25 protein-coding genes and 1 tRNA gene are annotated in these 22,307 nt (G+C 31.6%); 14 read left to right on the top strand and 12 right to left on the bottom strand.

Going from position 1 to position 22,307, the window contains the following annotated elements; all coding sequences use genetic code 11:
- Positions 1 to 36: 36 nt before the first annotated feature.
- The gene (gene purC, locus HA143_RS07670; protein ID WP_209085494.1) at positions 37 to 765 is read right to left on the bottom strand and encodes a phosphoribosylaminoimidazolesuccinocarboxamide synthase; all 729 of its coding nucleotides are present in this window, start codon (positions 763 to 765) and stop codon (positions 37 to 39) included.
- Between the two features lie 132 nt (positions 766 to 897).
- On the opposite strand from purC, the gene purD reads away from it, so the two are divergent.
- Together purD and HA143_RS07680 are read left to right on the top strand one after the other, a co-directional pair.
- Positions 898 to 2,229, top strand: coding sequence for a phosphoribosylamine--glycine ligase (gene purD / locus HA143_RS07675; protein ID WP_209085506.1), 1,332 nt, complete (start codon positions 898 to 900; stop codon positions 2,227 to 2,229).
- 4 nt (positions 2,230 to 2,233) lie between these two features.
- The gene (locus HA143_RS07680) at positions 2,234 to 4,270 is read left to right on the top strand and encodes a HAMP domain-containing sensor histidine kinase (protein WP_209085508.1); all 2,037 of its coding nucleotides are present in this window, start codon (positions 2,234 to 2,236) and stop codon (positions 4,268 to 4,270) included.
- Between the two features lie 23 nt (positions 4,271 to 4,293).
- On the opposite strand, the gene kaiC is transcribed toward HA143_RS07680, so the two are convergent.
- Both kaiC and kaiB read right to left on the bottom strand, forming a co-directional pair.
- Complete coding sequence (gene kaiC, locus HA143_RS07685; RefSeq protein ID WP_209085510.1) at positions 4,294 to 5,823, bottom strand: circadian clock protein KaiC; 1,530 nt, start codon at positions 5,821 to 5,823, stop codon at positions 4,294 to 4,296.
- Between the two features lie 73 nt (positions 5,824 to 5,896).
- Positions 5,897 to 6,214, bottom strand: coding sequence for a circadian clock protein KaiB (gene kaiB / locus HA143_RS07690; RefSeq protein ID WP_209085512.1), 318 nt, complete (start codon positions 6,212 to 6,214; stop codon positions 5,897 to 5,899).
- 144 nt (positions 6,215 to 6,358) lie between these two features.
- Between kaiB and rplU the strand changes: the two genes are divergently transcribed.
- Entirely contained in the window at positions 6,359 to 6,799 is a 441-nt protein-coding gene (gene rplU, locus HA143_RS07695) for a 50S ribosomal protein L21 (RefSeq protein WP_209085514.1), read from the top strand.
- 9 nt (positions 6,800 to 6,808) lie between these two features.
- A complete protein-coding gene (gene rpmA, locus HA143_RS07700) occupies positions 6,809 to 7,069 on the top strand; it encodes a 50S ribosomal protein L27 (RefSeq protein ID WP_025937540.1) in 261 nt (86 codons plus the stop codon).
- Here the strand turns inward: rpmA and HA143_RS07705 are convergent.
- The gene (locus HA143_RS07705) at positions 7,062 to 7,736 is read right to left on the bottom strand and encodes a class I SAM-dependent methyltransferase (RefSeq protein WP_209085536.1); all 675 of its coding nucleotides are present in this window, start codon (positions 7,734 to 7,736) and stop codon (positions 7,062 to 7,064) included. The two genes, rpmA and HA143_RS07705, sit on opposite strands and share 8 nt — an antisense overlap.
- 142 nt (positions 7,737 to 7,878) lie before the next feature.
- On the opposite strand from HA143_RS07705, the gene truB reads away from it, so the two are divergent.
- A complete protein-coding gene (truB, locus tag HA143_RS07710) occupies positions 7,879 to 8,802 on the top strand; it encodes a tRNA pseudouridine(55) synthase TruB (protein WP_209085539.1) in 924 nt (307 codons plus the stop codon).
- 3 nt (positions 8,803 to 8,805) lie between these two features.
- Here the strand turns inward: truB and HA143_RS07715 are convergent, their stop codons facing one another.
- Positions 8,806 to 9,981 (bottom strand): SpoIID/LytB domain-containing protein, encoded by a 1,176-nt coding sequence (locus HA143_RS07715; protein WP_209085542.1) that lies wholly within the window; start codon positions 9,979 to 9,981, stop codon positions 8,806 to 8,808.
- 88 nt (positions 9,982 to 10,069) lie between these two features.
- Between HA143_RS07715 and rnz the strand changes: the two genes are divergently transcribed.
- Together rnz and HA143_RS07725 are read left to right on the top strand one after the other, a co-directional pair.
- Positions 10,070 to 11,008, top strand: coding sequence for a ribonuclease Z (gene rnz / locus HA143_RS07720; protein ID WP_209085545.1), 939 nt, complete (start codon positions 10,070 to 10,072; stop codon positions 11,006 to 11,008).
- A 74-nt stretch (positions 11,009 to 11,082) separates the two neighbouring features.
- Positions 11,083 to 11,643 (top strand): pentapeptide repeat-containing protein, encoded by a 561-nt coding sequence (locus HA143_RS07725; protein ID WP_209085547.1) that lies wholly within the window; start codon positions 11,083 to 11,085, stop codon positions 11,641 to 11,643.
- A gap of 12 nt (positions 11,644 to 11,655) precedes the next feature.
- Here HA143_RS07725 and HA143_RS07730 read toward each other — a convergent pair whose 3' ends face one another.
- From HA143_RS07730 to serA, 4 genes are all read right to left on the bottom strand, one after another.
- Positions 11,656 to 12,024 carry a hypothetical protein gene (locus HA143_RS07730; protein WP_209085549.1) on the bottom strand — a complete coding sequence of 123 codons (369 nt, stop codon included), beginning with the start codon at positions 12,022 to 12,024 and terminating at the stop codon, positions 11,656 to 11,658.
- A gap of 79 nt (positions 12,025 to 12,103) precedes the next feature.
- A complete protein-coding gene (locus HA143_RS07735; RefSeq protein WP_209085551.1) occupies positions 12,104 to 12,403 on the bottom strand; it encodes a ferredoxin in 300 nt (99 codons plus the stop codon).
- A 136-nt stretch (positions 12,404 to 12,539) separates the two neighbouring features.
- Positions 12,540 to 13,451, bottom strand: a complete 912-nt coding sequence (prmA, locus tag HA143_RS07740) for a 50S ribosomal protein L11 methyltransferase (RefSeq protein ID WP_209085554.1) — start codon at positions 13,449 to 13,451, stop codon at positions 12,540 to 12,542.
- Positions 13,452 to 13,469: 18 nt separating this feature from the next.
- Complete coding sequence (gene serA, locus HA143_RS07745; protein WP_209085562.1) at positions 13,470 to 15,056, bottom strand: phosphoglycerate dehydrogenase; 1,587 nt, start codon at positions 15,054 to 15,056, stop codon at positions 13,470 to 13,472.
- Between the two features lie 99 nt (positions 15,057 to 15,155).
- On the opposite strand from serA, the gene HA143_RS07750 reads away from it, so the two are divergent.
- The 5 genes from HA143_RS07750 (at position 15,156) to HA143_RS07770 (ending at position 17,865) form a co-directional block, all read left to right on the top strand.
- Complete coding sequence (locus HA143_RS07750; protein WP_209085565.1) at positions 15,156 to 15,722, top strand: hypothetical protein; 567 nt, start codon at positions 15,156 to 15,158, stop codon at positions 15,720 to 15,722.
- Positions 15,723 to 16,514, top strand: a complete 792-nt coding sequence (locus tag HA143_RS07755; RefSeq protein WP_209085574.1) for a photosystem II S4 domain protein — start codon at positions 15,723 to 15,725, stop codon at positions 16,512 to 16,514.
- Positions 16,515 to 16,563: 49 nt separating this feature from the next.
- Positions 16,564 to 16,635: transfer RNA gene (locus HA143_RS07760), tRNA-Val, on the top strand.
- Positions 16,636 to 16,703: 68 nt separating this feature from the next.
- Positions 16,704 to 17,321, top strand: a complete 618-nt coding sequence (locus tag HA143_RS07765; protein ID WP_209085577.1) for a methyltransferase family protein — start codon at positions 16,704 to 16,706, stop codon at positions 17,319 to 17,321.
- Positions 17,314 to 17,865, top strand: coding sequence for a pyridoxamine 5'-phosphate oxidase family protein (locus HA143_RS07770; RefSeq protein WP_209085579.1), 552 nt, complete (start codon positions 17,314 to 17,316; stop codon positions 17,863 to 17,865). The genes HA143_RS07765 and HA143_RS07770 overlap by 8 nt, the downstream gene beginning before the upstream one ends.
- Before the next feature lie 240 nt (positions 17,866 to 18,105).
- On the opposite strand, the gene HA143_RS07775 is transcribed toward HA143_RS07770, so the two are convergent.
- Both HA143_RS07775 and HA143_RS07780 read right to left on the bottom strand, forming a co-directional pair.
- Positions 18,106 to 18,660 (bottom strand): DoxX family protein, encoded by a 555-nt coding sequence (locus HA143_RS07775; protein WP_209085581.1) that lies wholly within the window; start codon positions 18,658 to 18,660, stop codon positions 18,106 to 18,108.
- Positions 18,661 to 18,796: 136 nt separating this feature from the next.
- Positions 18,797 to 19,951 carry an FAD-binding domain-containing protein gene (locus HA143_RS07780; protein ID WP_209085592.1) on the bottom strand — a complete coding sequence of 385 codons (1,155 nt, stop codon included), beginning with the start codon at positions 19,949 to 19,951 and terminating at the stop codon, positions 18,797 to 18,799.
- A 275-nt stretch (positions 19,952 to 20,226) separates the two neighbouring features.
- Here HA143_RS07780 and HA143_RS07785 point away from each other — a divergent pair, with 275 nt between their 5' ends.
- A complete protein-coding gene (locus HA143_RS07785; RefSeq protein ID WP_209085595.1) occupies positions 20,227 to 20,985 on the top strand; it encodes an NAD-dependent DNA ligase in 759 nt (252 codons plus the stop codon).
- Between the two features lie 98 nt (positions 20,986 to 21,083).
- On the top strand, positions 21,084 to 22,013 hold the full coding sequence (locus HA143_RS07790) for an oxidoreductase (RefSeq protein WP_209085599.1): 930 nt from the start codon (positions 21,084 to 21,086) through the stop codon (positions 22,011 to 22,013).
- Here HA143_RS07790 and HA143_RS07795 read toward each other — a convergent pair.
- Positions 22,008 to 22,274, bottom strand: coding sequence for a hypothetical protein (locus HA143_RS07795; protein ID WP_209085602.1), 267 nt, complete (start codon positions 22,272 to 22,274; stop codon positions 22,008 to 22,010). The two genes, HA143_RS07790 and HA143_RS07795, sit on opposite strands and share 6 nt — an antisense overlap.
- Positions 22,275 to 22,307 lie beyond the last annotated feature (33 nt).

Raw genomic sequence — 22,307 nt, forward strand, 5'->3', positions numbered from 1 at the left:
GATTAATTTAAATAAAGCATTATTTATTGAGTTGGGTTAGATGAAATCGTTTATTCTTTGATTAATTTCACTATAAGCTTCAATTAGACCACCTAAATCATTTCTAAATCTGTCTTTATCTAGGCTTACAATTGTATCATTTTTCTGATTCATATCCCACAATCTACAATTATCAGGACTTATTTCATCGCCAAGAAGTATATTTTTCTTACAGTCGTAACCAAATTCCAACTTAAAATCCACAAGTTGAAGCTGAATATTTTTAAAAAAACTTTTCATGATTCCATTAATTTTTAAAGTTAAATCAATTATTAAATCTAAATCTTCAGAGCTTAGGATATTTATTAATTCAATTCTATCTCTTGTAATTAGCGGATCATTAAGTTGGTCATTTTTGAGATAAATATCAATTAGCGGTTTTGCTAGTGTAGTTCCAGGTTTAATAGTAGTTTGTTGGCACAAAGAACCATAAGCAGTATTTCTAAGAACTATTTCTAAGGGAATTACATTTATTTTATGGGCAATCATTGTATTTTCATTTTTAAGTTCAATAAAATGAGTTGGGATATTGTTCTTTATAAGAAGTTCAAAAATTCTTGCGCTTATTAGGCAATTAAGTTTGCCCTTCCCTTCAAATTTAGCTTTTTTCAACGCATTAAAAGCAGTGGCATCATCTTTAAATTCAATTATTACTTTATTTATATCATCATGAGAAAAAACTTTTTTTGCTTTACCTTCATAAATCAATTCATGTTTATTGTTCATTAATTTAAGACCTTATTTGATTACTAAAAGTAGAATTTTTAATTAACATATTTATTAGAGATCAACTTTAAATAGTTTATTTCATTTTAACTAATTATTCATCGAAACCTCATAACCTTCAACAACAAATTTATGAGTATTAATTCAACAAGTTCTAAGATCTTCAATAGATTAGAAAATATTTTAATAATTGGAAATGGCGGGAGAGAAAATTCCTTGGCTTGGGCTATTCAAAAAAATGAATTAGTTAAAAAAGTTTATTTAATTCCTGGCAACTCTGGTTCAGAAAGAATAAATAAGTGTGAAAGAATAAAAATTGATATAAACAACGAAATTGAATTAGTCGAAAAGCTTGATTTTTTAAAAATAGATTTAATTGTAATTGGACCAGAAATACCTCTAGCAAATGGATTGGCAGATTTTCTTCGCAAAAAAGACTTTAAGGTATTTGGCCCTGGTAAAGATGGAGCAAAATTAGAATACAGCAAATCTTGGGCAAAGGAATTTATGCGTGAAGCAAATATTCCAACTGCAAACTTTTGGAAAGTCAATTCTCTAGAAGAAGCCAAAAACATTATCCATACATCACCGATGCCATTGGTAGTTAAAGCGGATGGTCTAGCTTCAGGCAAAGGTGTTTTTATTCCAGATTCAAAAGATGAATGCTTCAGAGCAGCAGAATTAATCTTCAATGGTAAGTTTGGTAAATCTGGGAATTCGATAGTTCTAGAAGAAAAAATTCAAGGGCCAGAGGTTTCAGTTTTTGCTCTATGCGATGGACAGAAATATGTATTACTTCCAACCGCACAAGACCACAAACGACTAAATGAGAAAGATAAAGGGCCAAATACAGGAGGGATGGGTGCTTATTCTCCTGCTCCTCTTTTAACAGAAGATAACCTTGATAAAATCACTAAGGAGATAATTAAACCGACAATAGATGGACTAAATAGAAAAAATATTACTTATAAAGGTGTAATTTATTTTGGATTAATGATCACAGAATCTGGAGCCAAAGTTATAGAATATAATTGTAGATTTGGAGATCCAGAATGCCAAACAATAATGCCTTTGATGGATAAAAATTTTGTTTCTCTTTTAGAAAAATGCTCAATGGGAAATTTAACTGGTGATGAAAAAATTAGTACTTCTGATAAAGTTAGTGGCTGTGTAATCGCGACCTCCAAAGGTTACCCTAACGAATATAAAACTGGCTTCCCAATAACAATAGGAAAGATCGACTCAATTGATTGTCAAATTTTCGACTCAGGTACTGCTACGGGAAAAAATGGCGAATTATTAACCGATGGGGGAAGAGTTTTAAGTATTGTCTGTCAAGATAAAGATTTCGATATGGTTTTTGAGAGGGCATACAAAAATTTAAAAGAAATTAAGTTTGATGGTATTTACTTTAGAAATGATATTGGGCATCAAGTGAGAAAAAAACTTTCTACGGAGAATTAGCATTATGGTAGATGCTAATAATCGCGAAAGTAAAGAATATAATCCCGCCGATAAACAAGATATACATAATAACTATTGGATTAATAGAATACTTGCTTGGTGGAGTGGATTTAGTTTAAGAACAAAATTGTTAGCAATAGCAACTCTAGTTGTAAGTCTCCTAATGACAGGGATCACATTTTTTGCACTAAATAGTATTCAAAGAGATGCAGGAATGAATGACACTAGATATGCTCGAGATCTTGGCTTATTGTTATCTGGGAATGTCACAGAATTAGTTGCTAATAACCAAAAAAAAGAAATTTCAAATGTAGCTGAGAAATTTTGGAGATCAAGTCGCAACCTACGTTATATATTTTTCACTGATGCTGAAGACATAGTGCAACTTGGAATACCGATTAGTGCCACTCCAACAAGTTCAGATAGTCAGTTACAGCTTACTAGAAGATTAAAACTACCATCCGAATTAAAGAAAAGGCCACAATTCCCCTTAGTAAGGCAGCATGCTACACCTCAGGGGCAAGTAACAGATGTATTTGTCCCAATGCTATGGAAAGGCAAATATCTTGGAACTTTAGCTTTAGGAGTTACACCTAATAAGAAAGCCTTGGCCAGTGCTGCGCTTACTAAAGAAGTAACAATAGCAGTATTCATTTCTATTTGGGTTTTGGTAATACTCGGAGCTGTATTCAATGCATTAACAATTACTAGACCTGTAAGGGAGTTAGTAAGAGGTGTCAGAGAAATTTCAAAAGGAAACTTTAAATCCAGAATTTCTTTACCTATGACAGGAGATTTAGGAGAACTTTTAAATGGATTTAACCGAATGGCTACTCAGTTAGAAAATTATGACGAAGCAAATATTGAAGAACTTAAAGCCGCACAAATAAAGCAACAATCACTAATAGCTACTATGGCGGATGGAGCAATATTATTGGACTCACAAGGCAAGATTGTACTTACTAATCCAACAGCCAAAAGATTATTTCGTTGGGAAGGAAGATTCTTAGAAGGAAAACATTTTTTAAATGAAATCCCAGAAATTTTATCTAACGATTTACATACAAATATAGAATCCATTTTAAATAGAGAGAAAGAGAAGGATGATTTAAGATTTAGCTTAGGAGAACCAGCTAGAACTCTAAGAATTGTCTTACAATCTGTCTTAGACACAAACAAAGTTGAATTAAAAGGGATTGCTGTAACAATTCAAGATTTAACAAGAGAAGTAGAACTTAACGCGGCACAAAACAGATTTATTAGCAATGTTTCGCACGAATTACGAACACCACTATTTAATATCAAAAGTTATGTAGAGACTCTTCATGATTTAAAAGATCAGCTTTCTGATGAAGAACAAATAGAATTTTTGGGTATTGCTAATTCAGAGACTGATAGGTTAACAAGGCTAGTAAATGATGTATTAGATTTATCAAGATTGGAGTCTGGGAAAATAATCCAACTGGAACAAATGAATATCAAACCAGCAATAGAACAGACTCTAAGAAATTACAGGCTTAATGCTACAGAAAAAAATGTTTCATTAGCGCATGATATAGAAGAGAATATTCCTTTTATTCTTGGAAATTTTGATTTACTTTTACAAGTTTTTGATAATTTGCTGGGTAATGGATTGAAATTTAGTCCAAAAAATAGCACCCTTATGATAAGAGCTTATACTTGGCCAGATTCTTGTCCTGCCTCCCCTCCACAGAATACTTTTGAGGGACCTCAGTGTGAGTTAGTGTCACCATTACCAAAAGTAAGAATTGAAATTGTGGATACAGGTTCAGGAATATCTCAGGCTGATCAAGAGAAGATATTTGACCGTTTTTATAGAGTAGAGAATGCAGTGCATACTGAGCAAGGAACTGGTTTAGGTTTATCAATAGTGCGAGGAATAATTGAAAAACATGGTGGAGAAATTCGTATGGCTAGTGAATTAGGAGTAGGAACAACCTTCTGGTTTGATTTAGCCTTAGCACAATCTGATAAAGATGAATTATTAACAAAAGCTATTCAAAATAAAGATGCTTTTTAAGTCTGTGAAATAAGCGAAATTATTTAATTATTATCTAACCCTTTAAAAACATTTTGAACATTTTGATCAGGTACAATTCTGTGAGGTGCACCACTAAATATTTGCTCAAAATTAGAAAAAGAATCTTTTATTTCTGGACCTTTATTCGTAATGATAAATTCTCTTATACGTTTATCATGCCATGATCCCCGCATTTTAAAAACATTTAAAGCTCTAGCCATCTCACCTTTTATTTCTACATATTGGAGCAATAAAATGGTATCAGTAATTGTTGAGATGTGAGAATCAGTTATAGAATGACTTCCCATAAATTCTTCAGCAGTATTAGTAAAAAAGCCTGCTATCTCCTCTTGTTTTGTATAACCTGTAACTGCTATGACAAACTGTCTAAATGCATTCAAACTTACACCTCTGGCTAATGCAGAGAGAGAATCAATTGCCATTCTTTTTGGTTTAAATTGATTAATTTGAGTTTTTATGATTTGCAAGTGGTCTTCTAAACCAGTTGATTCAGGATATGCACAAATGATTTTTAATAATCCATCACTTTCCATCTTTTCAAAATCTATTCCCCAACTAGTTGCATTTCTAAGCAGTTGAGCCCTAGATTCTTCATATGCAAAAAGTATTGCTCTTTCATTGTTGTTATAAGCATCTTCAACAAATTTTGATACAAGCATTGTCTTACCTGTACCAGTAGCTCCTGTGGCAAGGATGATGGAATCTTGGAAATATCCTCCACCACACATTTCATCAAGATCTTTAACTCCAGAGCTAATCCTAATATTTGAGGATCTCTGCGTTAATCTCATGGCTCCAAGAGCAAACACACTTATACCATCCATTCCCATAGTAAATGGATATTCACCTTTCATATGTACAGTACCTCTTAACTTCAAAACTTCTAAAGTTCTTCTTCTTTTCTCTGACTCAAGAACATTTCTTAATAAGACAACATTATCAGATACAAATTCCTCTACTCCATATCTAGCAATTGGACCATAATCATCAACCCTTTCTGTAGTCATAACTGTTGTCACACCTATTTCCTTTAATCTTGCTATTAGTCTGAAAATTTCTCTCCTAACAACGTATATGGCGTCATACTGTTGAAAGACCGCAGTTATTGAATCTATTGCAACTCTTTTAGCTTTATATTTTCTTATTGCATAACTAATTCTCTCAATCAGACCAGACAAGTCAAAGTTACCCGCAACATCCTGACCATCTGGGTCAGGAGAAGCATCCAAAATAAAAAGTTTATTTTGGTCAATTAATTCTTGTAAATCCCATCCAAAGCTAGCAGCGTTTCTTATTATGTCTAAAGGTGATTCTTCAAATGTAATAAAAATCCCGGGCTCATCAAAATTGCAAATTCCATGGTGTAAGTATTGGAGCGAAAAAACAGTTTTACCAGTTCCTGATGTCCCACTCACCAGAGTACTTCGAGATACAGGCAACCCACCTCTACAAACATCATCAAATCCTTCTATACCAGTAGGTAATTTTTGAACTTGCATTTTATTTGATTTGGCAAATTTCTTATCTTTCATAGTTAGTTCAAAACGAAAATTAAATAAAAAATAAATATAAAATTTATCTTTAATTATAAAAGTTTTCTATGTATTACTTATCTCCACTATATTCATTTTCAGTTAATTCATCAAAAAGTAGATCTAAGCCTATTAAAACTTTCTCTCTATCAGAAAGATCACCAATTATTCTTCTTACCGGTGGGGGTAAAATTTTAGCTAAGGTTGGGGTAGCCAAAATCTTATCTTCCTCAGCAAGTTGAGGTTGCTTAAGTACATCGATAACTTTCAAGGCATAGACTCCTTTAAATTCATTTTCTAAAATTTCTCTTAAAGTATTTAAAGCTCTCATTGAATTAGGGGTATTCCCAGCAACATAGAGTTTTAAAATATATGTTTTTCTTGCTGCCATTGTTATTGTCCCTCAAATTGATATAAAAGATTTAAAACAATCCTTGACTTATTACACTACAAAATAAGAAAATAAACAAACTATTATGATTGCTTATTTGGCTTAATCAAATTATAAATTTGAGCCTAATAGCATCTTTAAGATATGACTAATTCTAAAAACTCTTCAAACAATTCTTCTAAAAGTGGTGAATTATATGCAATAGCAGAAACTTCAGGCCAACAATTTTGGTTCGAAGTTGATAGATACTATGACATAGACAGGTTAAATGCTAAAGAAAAAGATAAGATAACTCTCGAAAAAGTTCTACTTTTAAAGGATAAAAACTCGATCACTATTGGTAAACCTTATGTTAAAGATGCAAAAATTGAATTAGAAGTAGTTTCACACAAACGAGATAAAAAAATTCTTGTCTATAAGATGCGTCCGAAAAAAAAGACAAGAAGAAAGATGGGTCACAGACAAGAACTTACTAGAGTTATGGTAAAATCGATATCACTAGGTAAAATCACTTCTAAGTCTTCTTCAAAAAAGGAAACTGTTAAAAAGGAGACCAAACCAAAAACTGAAAAATCTACAAATTAAACATTTCTAATGGCACATAAAAAAGGAACAGGTTCTACAAGAAACGGTAGAGATTCAAATTCCAAAAGATTGGGAGTAAAAGCTTATGGTGGAGAAAAAGTAACCGCTGGATCAATTTTAATTCGCCAAAGAGGTACATCCTTTTTGCCAGGAAACAATGTTGGCAAAGGTAAAGATGACACTCTTTTTGCACTCAAAGAAGGAACTGTCAGTTTCGAAAGCATTAAAAGGAATTTAAGAAATAGAAAAAGAGTTAATATAGTTATCTAATTTTCTTATAAGCTCTTGTAGTTATAAGAATAGGATGAAACACTTCTAAAAACATTGATTGAAGCTTCTTAAAAAACTTCTCAACAACTTGAATATCGTCGATATGGAATGGATATTCATTTTTTTCTCCTTTATAGAAATACCAATTAAATAAAGCAATAGAATTAGAATCCATCAACTTATTAAAAATCTCAAGTTGAGAAGCTGGATCGGCAAGATGTTCCAAAACATCAAGACAAATTATAGTATCAAACTTGGATATTTGTGTATCTTTAATTGTCTTACAAAAAGTAAGCTTTTTTTCGACTCCTAATTCCTTAGCCCTGTATTCAACAAAGTTTCTATTTGTTTCATTAATATCTACAAAAAAAACATGCTCAACTTTTGACGACATCGCATTAGCCAAGGCATGCGTTCCAATCCCTCCTCCAAAATCCAAAACTAAATCTCTAGAAAATCTCTGCTGAAGTTTTAAAGTGTCAGCGATATAATCCTTGCTTGTAATATGCCAAGCAGCTAAATCAGCTAAATGACGATCTCCAACAATCTCAGTATAAAAATCTGAAACATCGCTTAAAGCATCTCCAGGATGTAAATTTGCCAAATTCATCTGAGCATTTGCAAGGAATCCATCTAAATCACATTCTTTAATAGATAAGTATTCCATTAAATGTAATTTCAAATTAAAAGCATTATCTAAAAACTCTTTTAATATAAAAATATTGTTTTTCAATTTCTTACGTTAAATTTCCAACAGAAAAATCATAGGATAGTAATAAATCTTTCACAAAGTATTCTTAATATTAAAAATGGAAACTAAAGATGGATTCTTAGTAATTAATAAAGATCAAGGCTGTACCTCTCATGATTGTGTTAGACAAATAAGGAAGTTACTAAATACAAAAAAAGTAGGGCACACTGGAACTCTTGATCCAGAGGTTACAGGAACATTACCAATAGCGATAGGCAGCGCAACAAGATTTATTCAATATCTTCCTCAGGGGAAAACTTATATAGGTCAAATTAAATTAGGGATAAGAACTAACACTGATGATATTCACGGAGAAATAATTAAACAAAAAGATTGGCCTAAAATCAATGATGAGAAATTAGATCAATATTTAAATACATTTAGAGGAATAATTAAACAAATTCCGCCAAAAGTATCTAGCGTGCATGTCAATGGTGAAAGAGCTTATAAAAAATCTTTTAAGAATGAAAATTTTGAATTAGCACCAAGAGAAGTCAAAATAGACGAACTTATATTAATAAAATGGGACCAAATAAACGGAATCATAGAAATAAAAATCAAATGTTCTGCGGGGACATATATAAGAGCAATTGCAAGAGATTTGGGTAAGATTCTCAATTCCGAGGGCTGCCTTCTAAAACTAAAAAGAATTTCAGCTTGTGGATTTAATGAACAAAACTCTATAAAAATATCTGATATAGAAAAAGAAAACGATAAAAAAAACACGGCAAATTTGATTATTCCAACAATTTCTGCTCTTACTCACATTTCAACATTTATCTTAAATAAAGAAGAAGATATAAATTTTTGGAAAACTGGAAGAGCAATTAAATTTGATATTAATTACTTTAATGAAAGCAAAACTTTTGATTATAAAAAACCCATAAAAGTTATAGATAAAAGAAAATTACTACTTGGGATAGGCTTCTTAAATAAAGAACAAACTAATATAAATCCAAAATTAGTCCTTTATGCTAAATAATTTTTAGAGGTAATCTTTTCTAAAAGGTTTAATCTGGACACCCCTATAAAAATGCTTTAATATTTTTTTAGCTTTTTGTCCTTTAGACGCCATATATTTTGCACCCCACTGACTCAATCCTACTCCATGTCCAGATCCCTGTCCAAAAACTATTAAACCTTTTTTTATAGGAAATTTATTATTTAGTTCTTCTTCAAAAAATTTAAATCTCACGAAATTACTATTGAGACCTAATCTTTTTCTTAAATCTACCCCAGACATTTTATCAGAACCATACGCTCCAAAAAGTTTTACATTTTTCACCCTCCCAGTACTAGTCAAATTAAGAATCTCTATATTTTTTAATCCCCCAATCTTGGGAAATAAATTTGTTAATTCTTTATTTGAAAACTTTTTTTGCCATCTAAATTTAGGATTTTCTTGATCAAAATCTTTCACACTTGATAAATATGGATATTTATTCTTCCATACATCTTGACTATTTTCTGTCATTCCACCTGAGCTGCTATGAAACAAAGCATTAATTAACTTATTTTTATAGGTCAAAACCAAAGATCTTGTACTTTTAACGGCTGTGATAGTTTTATAAGTTCTTGACTCTAAGCCATTATAAACTTGATTTCTCTGGGTAGAATCTATATCAAATAGATTATTTCCCTTTTGCTTTAAAGCATAAGTTCTAGAAGCAATTGCTTGTGCTTTCAATGCTTCGATAGGCCATTTTGTTGGCATCTCTGAACCCACAACACTAGTTAGGTATTTTTCAATTCCTAAAACATTAACTACCAATATTTCAGAATCAAGTACAAAGAGATTCAATTTACCAGAAAATCTTTTCTGACCTACCCAGATACCTCTTCCATCAGAAGATCTAACTTGAAATTGGTGATTACTTTTTAAATCATATATTTTTTGTTTATTATTATCAAAATATAAAACTTTTCTATTTTTCTCATTTTTCAAAGTTAAACCTTTTATTTTTTTATTTGAAAAAATCTTTCCTTCTATTGTTAAAGGAATTGATTTATCTGATCTAATCCTTATATTATTATTTTTTGATATCAAAACTCTAATTATTGGTTCACTAGAAGCAAAAACAGTTTCACTCTGAAAAAAACAAAAAAATAAAATACTAATCAGACAACAATTACTATAATTTTTTTTTAATTTAAGTATCACTTTGTTTAAAAAACAAATTGTTAATTTGCCTAAGTTTGACTAAAAGTCTAAATTTAATCCAGATATCAAAATAAAAATATCATAATAAGTGAATATAACCTTCTTAGGAACCAGTTCAGGAGTCCCTTCCTTAAAAAGAAATGTTTCTTCCTTAGCTCTTAAATTATCGCAATCTTCAGAAGTTTGGCTTTTTGACTGTGGAGAGGGAACACAGCATCAAATAATGAAAAGCAATATCAAATCTTCGCAAATCAAAAAAATATTTATTACACATATGCATGGAGACCATATTTATGGTTTGCCTGGCCTTTTGGCTACCTTAGGTTTATCAGGTAATACTAAGGGTATTGAAATTTATGGTCCTTCAGAACTTCAATGTTTTATAAATTCTGCGCTTAGTAGTAGTTTTTGCAAGTTGTCGTTCCCATTGCATTTTGTGGAAGTTGAAAATTTTGCATCAGAAAATAAAATTTTATTTGAAAACAACAAAATAAAAGTAAATTGCGCCTGCCTTAAACATAAAATACCTGCTTATGGTTATAGAGTGAGCGAAAAAGACAAGCCAGGCATATTTGATATCAAAAAAGCAAAGTCTTTGAAAATAGCACCCGGACCAATCTATTCAGAATTGCAACAAGGTAAAAAAGTCGTATTAGCTGATGGGAGGACATTTGATGGGAAAGAATTCTGCGGGCCTCCCCGTGAGGGTGAAAGTTTTGTTTATTGCACAGATACTGTCTTTAGCGAATCAGCTGTATCATTATCAAAAAATGCCAATTTACTCGTACATGAATCTACATTTTCCCAAAAGGATGAGAACATGGCCTATGAAAAATTACATTCCACAACTATCATGGCTGCGAAAACAGCATTATTATCAAATGCAAAAAAATTAATTATTACTCATTTTAGTCCAAGATACACTAGTAAAAATTCAATTACCACAGGCGATTTGCTTAAAGAAGCGCAAAAAGTTTTCCCCAACACTCACCTTGCAAAAGATTTTCTAACTGCAGAAATTAAATAAACTGCAACAGTTCGTGAGCAGGAGGGTTGTAAATGACCAACCCATGAAATAATAGTCATAGGTTTATCTATTTGATGTCGATCGAAATGGTTACTTTTTCTTCGTTCCTAAACAAGTCTCTTAAAAGACTTTTAATTTTTCTTCCATTGTTTTTTGGTTTGTTACTCAATCCAATTTCTGCTAACGCGCTCTATCCCAGTGATCCCTCATCGGTAGACGTATTGAAAGGTGACCTACATGGTAAGGATCTTCAAAATACTGAATATGTGAAATATGATTTATCAGGTCAAGATTTAGGTGAATCTAACCTTAAAGGTGCATATATGAGCGTAACAACTGCAAAAAATGCTAGCTTCAAAGGGGCTAACATGAGCAATGTCATAGCATATGCTGTTCGCTTTGATAATGCTGATCTTTCAGATGCGAATCTCACAAATGGTGAGTTAATGAAAAGTATTTTTGATGGTGCAAACATTGATGGGGCAGACTTTAGTGAGGCAAATCTTGATCTTGCTCAGAGAAAAGCATTATGTGAAAGAGCTAGTGGGACTAACTCCAAAACTGGTGTAGATACTTTTGAAAGTCTTGAATGCACAGGTTTAGCAGGTTATATCCCTGCGACACCTAAAGCTTAAGCTTTATAAATCCTAACTAGCTTCAGATGGGAAGATATTGCCAGGCTCTTTTGAGCTTGGTTTTTTGCTATACCACCATTCTTGTATATCAGCAGAAAATTTCTTTGAAAAAAGAGTAATTACTGTTTCAACAGGTTTTGATCCAGGCTCCAGAATCTGAACAGAGTAAGAGGGACATTTTCTTGAAGCCATATCTGCTACGAATCTAGAACCTATTCTTCTCCAACTAGGCTCCTTACTTCTCCAAGCAAGCCTTGAACAGGGCCAAGGCAACTCTTCCCTATCATAAAGTCTGCAACATGCTCCAATAACCTTATAACTGTACTGGCCTCCATAACTTGATTGAATTCTTCCTGTTTTAAACAATTCGAATTTATTCATTTCACAAAAAAAAGCCACCTTACTAGAGGGTGGCAGAGAAACAATTAATTTTCAACTTAAATAAGTTAATTTTTTATATTTAATACAATTCTTCCTCGGCATGAGTTGTAATTGTTACATCAGATGTTGGATAAGCTACACATGTTAGAACAAAACCCGCTTCTAATTGATCATCATCCAAGAAACTCTGATCTGATTGATCAACACTTCCTGAAGCAACTTTACCTGCGCATGTTGAGCAAGCTCCTGCTCTGCATGAATAAGGAAGATCAATGCCCTGCTCCTCAGCAGCATCTAGAATATATTGATCATCAGGCACTTCAATTGTTGAATTGAGACCTTCACTTTCGCTGATGAGTGTAACTTTGTAAGAAGCCATTTAAAAAAAAAAATTGTTGGTATATTAATACCTATTTAATACATATTTAACACTGATTGAGTCAATATGTGAGATTTTGAAGTAAAAAATGACACAATAAAATGTATTGAAGAGTATCAATAAGAAAAACTTATAGTTAGTTTTGATTTCCGGATTTTTGCGCCGAAATACAAACCCAATCTTTTCTAGATGATACATCCAATAATTTCAAGTTATTTTCAATTAATATTCGTATAATTTCATCTTTTTGTGAATTCAGAATTCCACTGAAAATGACTTCCCCATTGTTTCTCAAGCACTTATAAATATTTGGAATCATTCCTTTTATTACTTCGGCAAGAATATTGCATAAAACAAAATCAAATTGTGTGAGTTGATTTTTTAAAATTACCTCATTAAAAGATCCCAAATATGTATTTAAATTGTTTAAATCACCGAAATTTAGTTGGAAATTAGATTTTGTTGAATTTATAGCTAAATAATCATTATCCACTGCATAAACCTCTTTAGCGCCAAGCAATCTTGCGGCGACACTCAAAATCCCGCTACCACTCCCAATATCTAATATCTTTTTATCAGAAAAGAAAATATTCTCCATTTTTTCCAAGCAAAGATAAGTCGAAGGGTGACTTCCTGTACCAAAGGCTGCTCCAGGATCAATTTTTATGATTTTTTTATCTTTAAACTTTTCATTTAGATTCATCCAACAAGGCAATATTAAAAGATGATTTCCTACTAATTCAGGCGCCCAATATTTCTTCCAGCTTGTCAACCAATCCTCCTCTTTAATAATAATCCAGTCAAAAAATTGATTCTTAGGATCATAAATATTTAGAAGTTTGCTAATTATTTTTTCAAACCCACACCTAGAACTCTCGCCCCAATCATCGACTGGAAGCCATATGTTCACCTCTTTTTTATTTTCATTTTTAATTAAATATTCAAATGAAAAACTAAATATTCCCAGCTCATTTAATTTCCAAATAATAATTTCTTCTGAATCACTATCTATCAGAAAAGTTAGTTTATACCAATCTTTAGTTTCCATTAACGAGGACAAGTCTCTTCATAAAGTAACTGGATTAGCGTTTGTAATTCCCTCTACTTCAATAATGGTGTCAAGCAACTTATTAGGAATTGGATCGTCAATACTTAGAACCATAACAGCTTCTCCTCTAACAATTTTGCGCCCAACTTGCATTGAGGCAATATTTACATTGTTGCTACCCAATAAAGAACCAAGCTTACCGATAATACCAGGCATGTCCCTGTGCCTTGTAACCAGCATGTATCTACTTGGCGATACATTAACAGGATATTGATCAATACTAATAATTCTTAATTCTCCATCAGCAAAAATGCTTCCTGCTACGCTATGGTCACCATTATCTCCATAAGTAGTTAGCTGAAGCGATCCACTAGCAAATTCAGGTCTTGCCTCATCTTTACTCTCGACTACTGAAATGCCTCTTGAATCTGCTTCTAGAGAAGCATTAACATAATTGATCCTATCTCCCAAAGCTTTACTAAGAAGCCCTTTTAGACTTGCTATTATTAATGGCTGGGATGGATGTTGAACAAATTCGCCTTGCAGCTTAACCTCTAGTTTCTGTATCTGTCCTCCTGAAAGCTGGCTTATAAGCAGACCCATTGTTTCAGCCAACTGCAAATGAGGTTTTAGACTATCCATAATATCAGGGCCCAAACCTGGTATGTTTACCGCAGTTCTCGCAGATAACCCAAGCAAGACATCTCTGATTTGTTCTGCAACGTCAACAGCTACATTTTCTTGAGCTTCCCTAGTAGATGCTCCTAAGTGAGGGGTGAGAATAAGATTCTTCTCAACCTTCAAAAGTGGTGAATTAGATTCCAAAGGTTCTTTTGAAAAGACATCTATTGCAGCACCTCCAATCAATGATTTATTTAAAGCTTCTGCTAATGCTTCTTCGTCAATCAAGCCTCCTCTAGCACAATTAATTAATTTTGCGCTACTTTTCATACTTTTAAGCACCTCCATATTTACTAAATTCTCTGTCTCTGGTGTGCGTGGTAAATGCAAAGTTACATAATCGGATTGCTGGAATAAATCTTCAAGATCAGATAGTTTAACTTGGATTTGTTGAGCTCTTTCAGTTGAAACAAAGGGATCATATCCGCAAACATCCATTCCTAATGCATTAGCAACTTTCGCTACATGAGCGCCAATTTTCCCTAAACCTACTACACCTAATTTTTTCTTATAAAGCTCATTCCCAACGAATTTCTTTCTCTCCCATTTACCTAGCAAAGTACTACTATTAGCAATTGGAATATGTCTAGATAAGGCCAACATCATAGCTATAGTATGTTCAGCTGCAGCTATTGTGTTACCCCCTGGAGAATTAACAACAAGGACTCCTTTTTGCGTAGCAGCCTTAACATCTACATTATCGACTCCAACTCCTGCTCTCCCAATGATTCTCAGTTTACTTGAAGAATTAATAATCTCTTCAGTCACTTGAGTACCAGAGCGAATCATTAAAGCATCATAATCTTTAATAATGGAAGCTAACTCAGATTCTGAGATTCCTATCTTCTGATCAACCTGAGCAACTTGTGAAAGAATATCGATTCCTGTTTGATCAATTGGATCTGTAATGAGAACTTTTGTCATTTAAGATTGGTTCTTTAATCTTTTACTTTAACTTAATCTATAGTGTATGTATCTTATTTTATTAATTTGAATAACACACAAACATTTGAGGATTGAAATTTGACTAAAAGTATTGTGATATTTGAAGACATTGATAAATGTATCCAGCTATTTGATGTTTTCAAAGAAAAATCAGTAATGCTCTCTGAAGCTATTTTGATCCCACCAATAAGTGAGAAAATATCATCAGAGGAAAAAGAATTGCTCAATGCGAAAGCAAATATCTTATTCAAATCTCAAAATTTTGAAGATATAAGAATCTTAAATCCTAAACTTGATAGAAAGATCAGACAACAAGATATGAGTAGATGGCTAATGCCATTTGGGTTTATAGCTGGAATAGCTTTTTCTAATATGACAAATTTATCTACCTTCAGCTTTCTTGGTTTAAATAACATCGGTGAATCATTAATTGGAGGTCTTTTAGGAATGGGTTCAGGATATTTAGGAAGCATTGTTTCTTCTGCAAGTATCAACATTAATAGAAATAAAGAGTTAAGATCGATTATTAATTTTAATAAAGAGGGCAAATGGCTTGTGCTACTTGAAAATCAAATTGGAGCTGAATTACCATGGGCTTTGATAAAACAATCAGAAGCAAAAGATATAATTTTTTTAGAAGGCTAAATGATTGATTTAAAAGAGATCTTAATAAATTCAAACTACAAAAAAGAAACTGAGGAATTAATAAATATTGCTAACTTAGCCTACAAACACTGGGAAACTTATTGGACTGGGTTTAATTCAACTTATGTTTGCGAAGAGATTTTAAAAGATTTTGAAAATTTAAATGATTTCAAATTTTTTATTTATGGAGGATTCTCCTCTTCTCAAAGATCTAGGATAGCTTGCTTTAGAGGAGATAATATTCCTGAAGAGGATGCGCTAAAAAGTAATTTTCCAGCTCAAGGAATAAAAATTAATGGAAATTTTTTATTTGATAATGCTAAACAAGACGACTTTAGAACCCTCTTAATTGAAAATGGGGTTAATCAAATAAAAGTTGGAGATATATGGACTATTGGCGATAGGGGAGCACAAGGGATAATTGATAATTCAAATATTAAGCATCTAGATGAAAAGATTTTTTATTTAAGAGACGTAAAAGTAAAAGTTAATGTAGTAGGTATAGATGAATTACAAATACCTTCTGGAAGATCAAAAAAACTTGTCAATACAGTAGAAGCTTCAACAAGATTAGATGCTATAGCTTCAGCTGGCTTTAGGGTATCACGAACCAAAATCATTGAAAGGATAGAAAATGGAATGCTCAGATTAAATGGAAGCAAAGTTAATAAGCCAACAATTAATCTAAAAATTGGCGACAAACTAGAACTTGAAAATAAAGGATTTATCGAAATTCTAAATTTAGAAATAACCAAAAGAGAACGATGGAAAGTTAAATTACTTAGAAAATGAAACGCAACCTGCTATTTTCTTATAAGGGGGATTAAAAATTCCTCAATTGGGGCGATTAGCTCAGTGGTAGAGCACTACCTCGACACGGTAGTGGCCACTGGTTCGAATCCAGTATCGCCCATTAAAACTTTTGACGACCTAGGTTATATCCACAGAAAATAATTTCATTTTTTAGATTATTAAAAAAAGATGAAACTTAATCAAATAATTAATCTCCATAAGGGGCTCACTGCATTTGTAGTGATAGGTCTTATGATTTTTTTTGATAATTTTACGATCGCTCCTTACGTTTATTTAGCCCTGCATGGTACTTATGGATTACTTTGGCTTCTAAAAGAAAAGATATTCCCAGATCCTTATTTTAAAGAAAAAATCAATTTTTTAACTTCAGTTACTGGTTTTATTTTCCTTGGAAGTTACTGGGTAGCTCCATACATTCTTATCTCATCTCAGAAATCTGTTCCAAATATAGTAATAGCTGCATCTGTATCTATAAATATAATTGGTGTGTTTCTACACTTTGCTAGTGATGCCCAAAAATATTTTTCTCTTAAATTAAAAAAAGATCTAATTAAAGAAGGATTTTTCAAAAATATAAGGAATACAAATTATCTAGGAGAAATACTAATTTATCTATCATTCGCCATACTTTCAATGAGTTTAATACCATTAGTAATTCTTGCAGTATTTTTCTCTATAGTTTTTCTACCAAGAATGATAAAAAAAGATAAATCGCTCTCAAAATATGATTCATTCGAAGAATACAAAAAGAAAAGTGGTCTTATATTGCCTAAAGTAAATGCCTGATAACAACTTACCCAGTTGGAGGCAAGATTTAAAATCTTCTAGAAAAAAAGAGGGCAAATCACCCTCCAATAGATGGATACAGCTTGCAACAGTTAGCGTTAGAAATGAGCCTAGATTAAGAACAGTTGTATTCAGAGGATGGAATAAAGATACTTCAATGATTATTTTTTCAGATAGAAGAAGTGAAAAAATTGAGCATTTAAAATCCAACCCTAATGCAGAAATATTATGGTTTTTTTTTAAAACCAAATCACAATATAGGTTCAAAGGAAAAATAAGTGAGTTAAGTGATAATAAAAATTATTGGGATACATTATCTGAAACATCAAAATCTTCTTGGTTCTGGGGATCTCCCGGAGAGAAAATCAACCACAAATTGCAATCTGCTTATGAGATATCATCCAATCTACCCAAGTCAGAAAATTTTATAGTTCTAAATTTTGATATCGATTCAGTAGATCTTCTTAAATTAGAAAAGCCTATTCATAAAAGATATCTATGGGAAAAGAAATATAAATGGAAAAAAACAGAAATTAATCCATAGAATATTTCTAAATTGTATATTTAAGTTGAAAAAGATCTAGTGATCGGTCAGTTTAAAAAAAGACGTATTATTGATATGAATTTCTCAGAAATTCCAGATAACCTTTTTATTATTTTATCTTGGGTCACAGCTATAGGTCTTTTTATAAGTCTTACTGAAGCAACAATTAAGATAAAACTCGAGAAAAGGAACTCATATCTTAAAAGAATAGAACTAATTAATAGTCTTTATCCTAAAAAGTTAGTTTGAAATATCTGAAAGAATATTTTCTTGAAGAAATTGCAATAAACCCACTTTATTATTTTCTTCTTTTGTTTTAGATTTCTTAGAAGAAGGTTTTACTTTTGTTGAAGATATGCTTTCTTCTGTATCTTCTGATTTAAGGATTCTAATAATAACTTCATCCAAAGAAAAATTACCAGGCCCTGACAAAGCAATTGAAGTTGCTGAAGCAAAATACAAAAGTAAAAGCTCTAGTAGGAAAATATTAAACCCTGAAGTAACAAGTGCATGATAAATGGCGACAGAAATTGTACCAACAATAGCTAAGGCTCCGAATCTTGTAGCTAAACCGATTATTAATAACCAACTACCACCTATCTCCGAAAATGCTGCTATATATGATAAAAAAATTGGAAATGGAAGATGTAGTGGTCTCACAAATGCATCAGCAAAATTTTCTATATTTGCTAATTTTTCATAACCGTGGTGAATGAGCACAGTACCCGTAATAACTCTAAGAATTAATAAAGCTGTATCTTTGCTAAACGACTTTGTAAGAATTGTTGAAAGCACTATAAAAAAATTATCCTTAAGTAAAAATAACTATTCACAGTTTCCATCGTGGATTCAACGGCAAAAGTCATACCTAATTAAGTATTTATACTTAGCTGCCTAAGGAATTCTTTTCCTGATTAAGAATTCCCCTAAGTTAAAAATTATTTTTCGAATGATTTTCAAATATTATTTGATTGATTTTTGGAATGTTTTCTTTAAATTTGAAAAACCCTTTTTTGGCAAATTTCCACGCAATTAAATCTTCATTCCTCACAAGATTAAAAATATTTTTATTGTGTAAATTTTTAAACTTAATTATGAAATCATAATTTTCTCCCACTCCAGGATAAATAATGTCTATTTCGTCAATATTTTTAAGAGTAATTTCTAGCAAATCAGGATCAATCTGTTCAACATTATCAAAATGCTCTACAAATTCAGAGACCAAATCTTGTTTAAATTTCAAAACAGATTCAGACAATTTAATTTGTCTTTGTTCATTCTTAAGAAGGATAATGAATACATTTTTATAGCTTGGAAGTAAATTTTCAAGGGTTGCAAGGTGCAGATCATTTTCAAACATAACTAGATTATCTGATTTAGGATCCATATTATTTTTATAAATCTCATCTTCTAATGGAATTTGATTCAATTCCTCAAGAAAAATTTGTTTATTGATTATTTTTTTTACATTAAATCTATTATTTGAAAATTTTCTGAGGTTTGAAGATGAAAAAAGATATTGCTTTCCTTTAGTGTGCAATCCTCCCACCCATCTCCAACTAAGGAGATTAGATGCAGCATCACCATCCAAGAGATATTTAAAGAAAAACTTTGCTCCCAATTGCCATGGGAGGCCTAAATTAAATATCCAAGTACTCGCAAACCACATTCTTGTATGATTATGCAAATAGTTATACTGTTTTAATTCAAGTACCCAAGAATTAAAAAAATCTAATTCTGTATTCCCATTAATTGCATTTTCATATAGCTCATGATCATAATCAAGATTTTTTTCTGAAATAAAATTTTGCCAAACTTTAGGTTTATTTTCCATCCACCCTTTCCAGTAAACTCTCCAAAATATTTCTTCAACAAATTTAGTTGTATTTTTGATTTTGTACTTACTTTTAACATCATGTATTAGGTCATATTCCAATAATATTCTATGTGTGACAAAAGGTGATAATTTTGAAACTGAACTTTCGTTATTTGGCCCAAAATCAAAATTTCTTAATTTTGCATAATCATTAATTTTGTATTTCGCAAAATTGTCCCAGATATTTTGAGCTTTTAATAAAAATGACATTTTCTGATAACTTTAAAGAATTTTTTTGTATTGATTGAAATTTCAAAAATTAGCCTGCAAATTAAGCCTTGAAATTTTTCTATTTCACTTTTAAGTAAATATGTTTGATTGAAGTATTTAATTTAAACTCCTAATCCTTACATTTTATACTCTTAGATCGCTCTCTGGGTAGGAGGATATTTATTTGAAAATTACTTTTAACTCTGGTTTTAATTTTAAATCTTTATTTAAATAAAAATTTTCTAGAAGATTTTTAAATATTTATCAAAATTATTATGAATAATTCATTAGTGAGAGATACTAAGTATCTTGATGAACAATATAGAATAGGTGACGGCACAATTTCCGATGATGCATTTAAGCAGCTTGAGAAGCTCTTTATACCTGCCCATCCAGAATTTGACTACTTTAATCAAAATAAAAATAGACTTTTGCCAAAATTAGCTAAAGAAAATTATAAAGATTTTTTGGGAAGTTTATTAACAAAAACAAGATTAAGCATTCAACCAAAAATTGATGGCTGCGCTATTGCAATTAGATATATAAATGGCAAGTTTAATAAGGCTATTACAAAAAAAGGATTTGATGTCACAAGCAAAATCAAACAAATTAAAAATGTCCCCGATTGTATTCCTATCAAACGAGATTTTCAAATTAGAGGTGAACTATACGCTACAAACCAAGTTGCCGGAATTTCCCAAAGAATTGCAAGAAAATACCTCAATGATAAGAAAAGGATTGGAGACAGTCTCAGCTTTTGCTGTTTCCAAATACTTAATGGAAGACTTAACCAATATGAAACCCTTAACTATCTTAAAAAATGTGGCTTCAATACCCCTGAGAGTTACTTCACAAATCTTACAAGCGAAATCGAAATATATAAAAAAAATTGGTTAGAGAGAAAAATATTTGCGAAATATCCAACTGATGGGATAGTTATTAAAATAAATAGTAGGAAACTACAGTTGCTTAGAGAGACAAGCTTATCTCAAAATAACGAATGGCAGTATGCAATTGAAAATACTATTAACTAATATCTTCAAAAAGAGCTCACGATACTGGATTCCATTATTTACAGTGGAATGGTAATTAAGTTCTAGTTAAATTCGAAAGCAATTTGCAGGATTACTAAATGACTGCCACTATTTCAAGACCTAAAATTCCCAACTGGGAAACATCTAATATTCCTAACCTTATGGGCAAAACAGCACTAATTACTGGTGCAAATAGTGGTCTTGGATACTACACAGCAAAGGCCTTAGCCGAAAAAAATGTTCATGTAATCATTTCTTGTAGATCCTTTGAGAAGGCTAATCAAACTATCAAAAAGCTAAAAGCTCTTAATCCTGAAGGAATATTTACACCTTTAGAATTAGATTTATCAGATTTAAACAATGTAGTTGAAGTTCAGTCCAAAATTTTTGATGGTTTTGAAAATCTGGATTTATTAATCAATAATGCAGGAATAATGCACCCGCCTAAAACACTTAGTGCTCAAGGATATGAAATACAATTTGCAGTTAATCATTTAGCTCATATGCTTTTGACCCTAAAGCTTCTTCCAATTATTGAAAAAAAAGAGGAATCGAGAATAGTTACGGTTACCTCTGGTGCACAATTTTTTGGCAAAGTAGGATGGGGAAATCTGAAAGCAGAAAACTATTACAACAAATGGGAATCTTACTCCAATAGCAAATTGGCAAATGTAATGTTCGCTTTGGAACTCAATGAGAATTTAAAACACAAAAATATACTTTCTTTAGCTGCTCACCCAGGGATAGCAAAAACAAATCTTTTTACTGCTCAGAAACCTAAACCTAGCCCAATAGAAACATTTTCTATGGAATTATTTAGCCCTATTTTTCAATCTGCTGAGATGGGGGCTTTACCTCAACTTTTTGCAGCTACTTCCCCAGAGGCAAGAGGTGGTGATCATTATGGTCCTAAATTTAATTTCAGAGGTCATCCAAAACTATCTCCTACTTCTCCTTTTGCCGTTAATAAAAATGAAAGAAAAAATTTATGGGAAAAAAGCCTTGCAATACTGAGTAATTTCTTATAAATTTTTCATTTTTACTAACTTTAGAAAATACTTCAAGATATGTAACTCGCTCTCTGAGAGTTTCATAAATTCTGTTAAGGCATCATGATTGTTTTCATCAATTTTTTTTGATAATTTAATAAAACTATCATGGTTTTCATTAATAAAGCGCTCAGCAATCTGAGATGGGGTTAAACCCTTTTCTATTAATTCACCTGGATCATTTTTCTCCCACTTTTCATAAAACCAAGAGAACCAATATTTTGCAGTATCATCTTCCATTAATTAACTTTTATTTGGCGAATTCTCTAAATA

Origin of the sequence: Prochlorococcus marinus CUG1415, from assembly GCF_017696015.1 — a bacterium.
Classification (GTDB): domain Bacteria; phylum Cyanobacteriota; class Cyanobacteriia; order PCC-6307; family Cyanobiaceae; genus Prochlorococcus_A; species Prochlorococcus_A marinus_AE.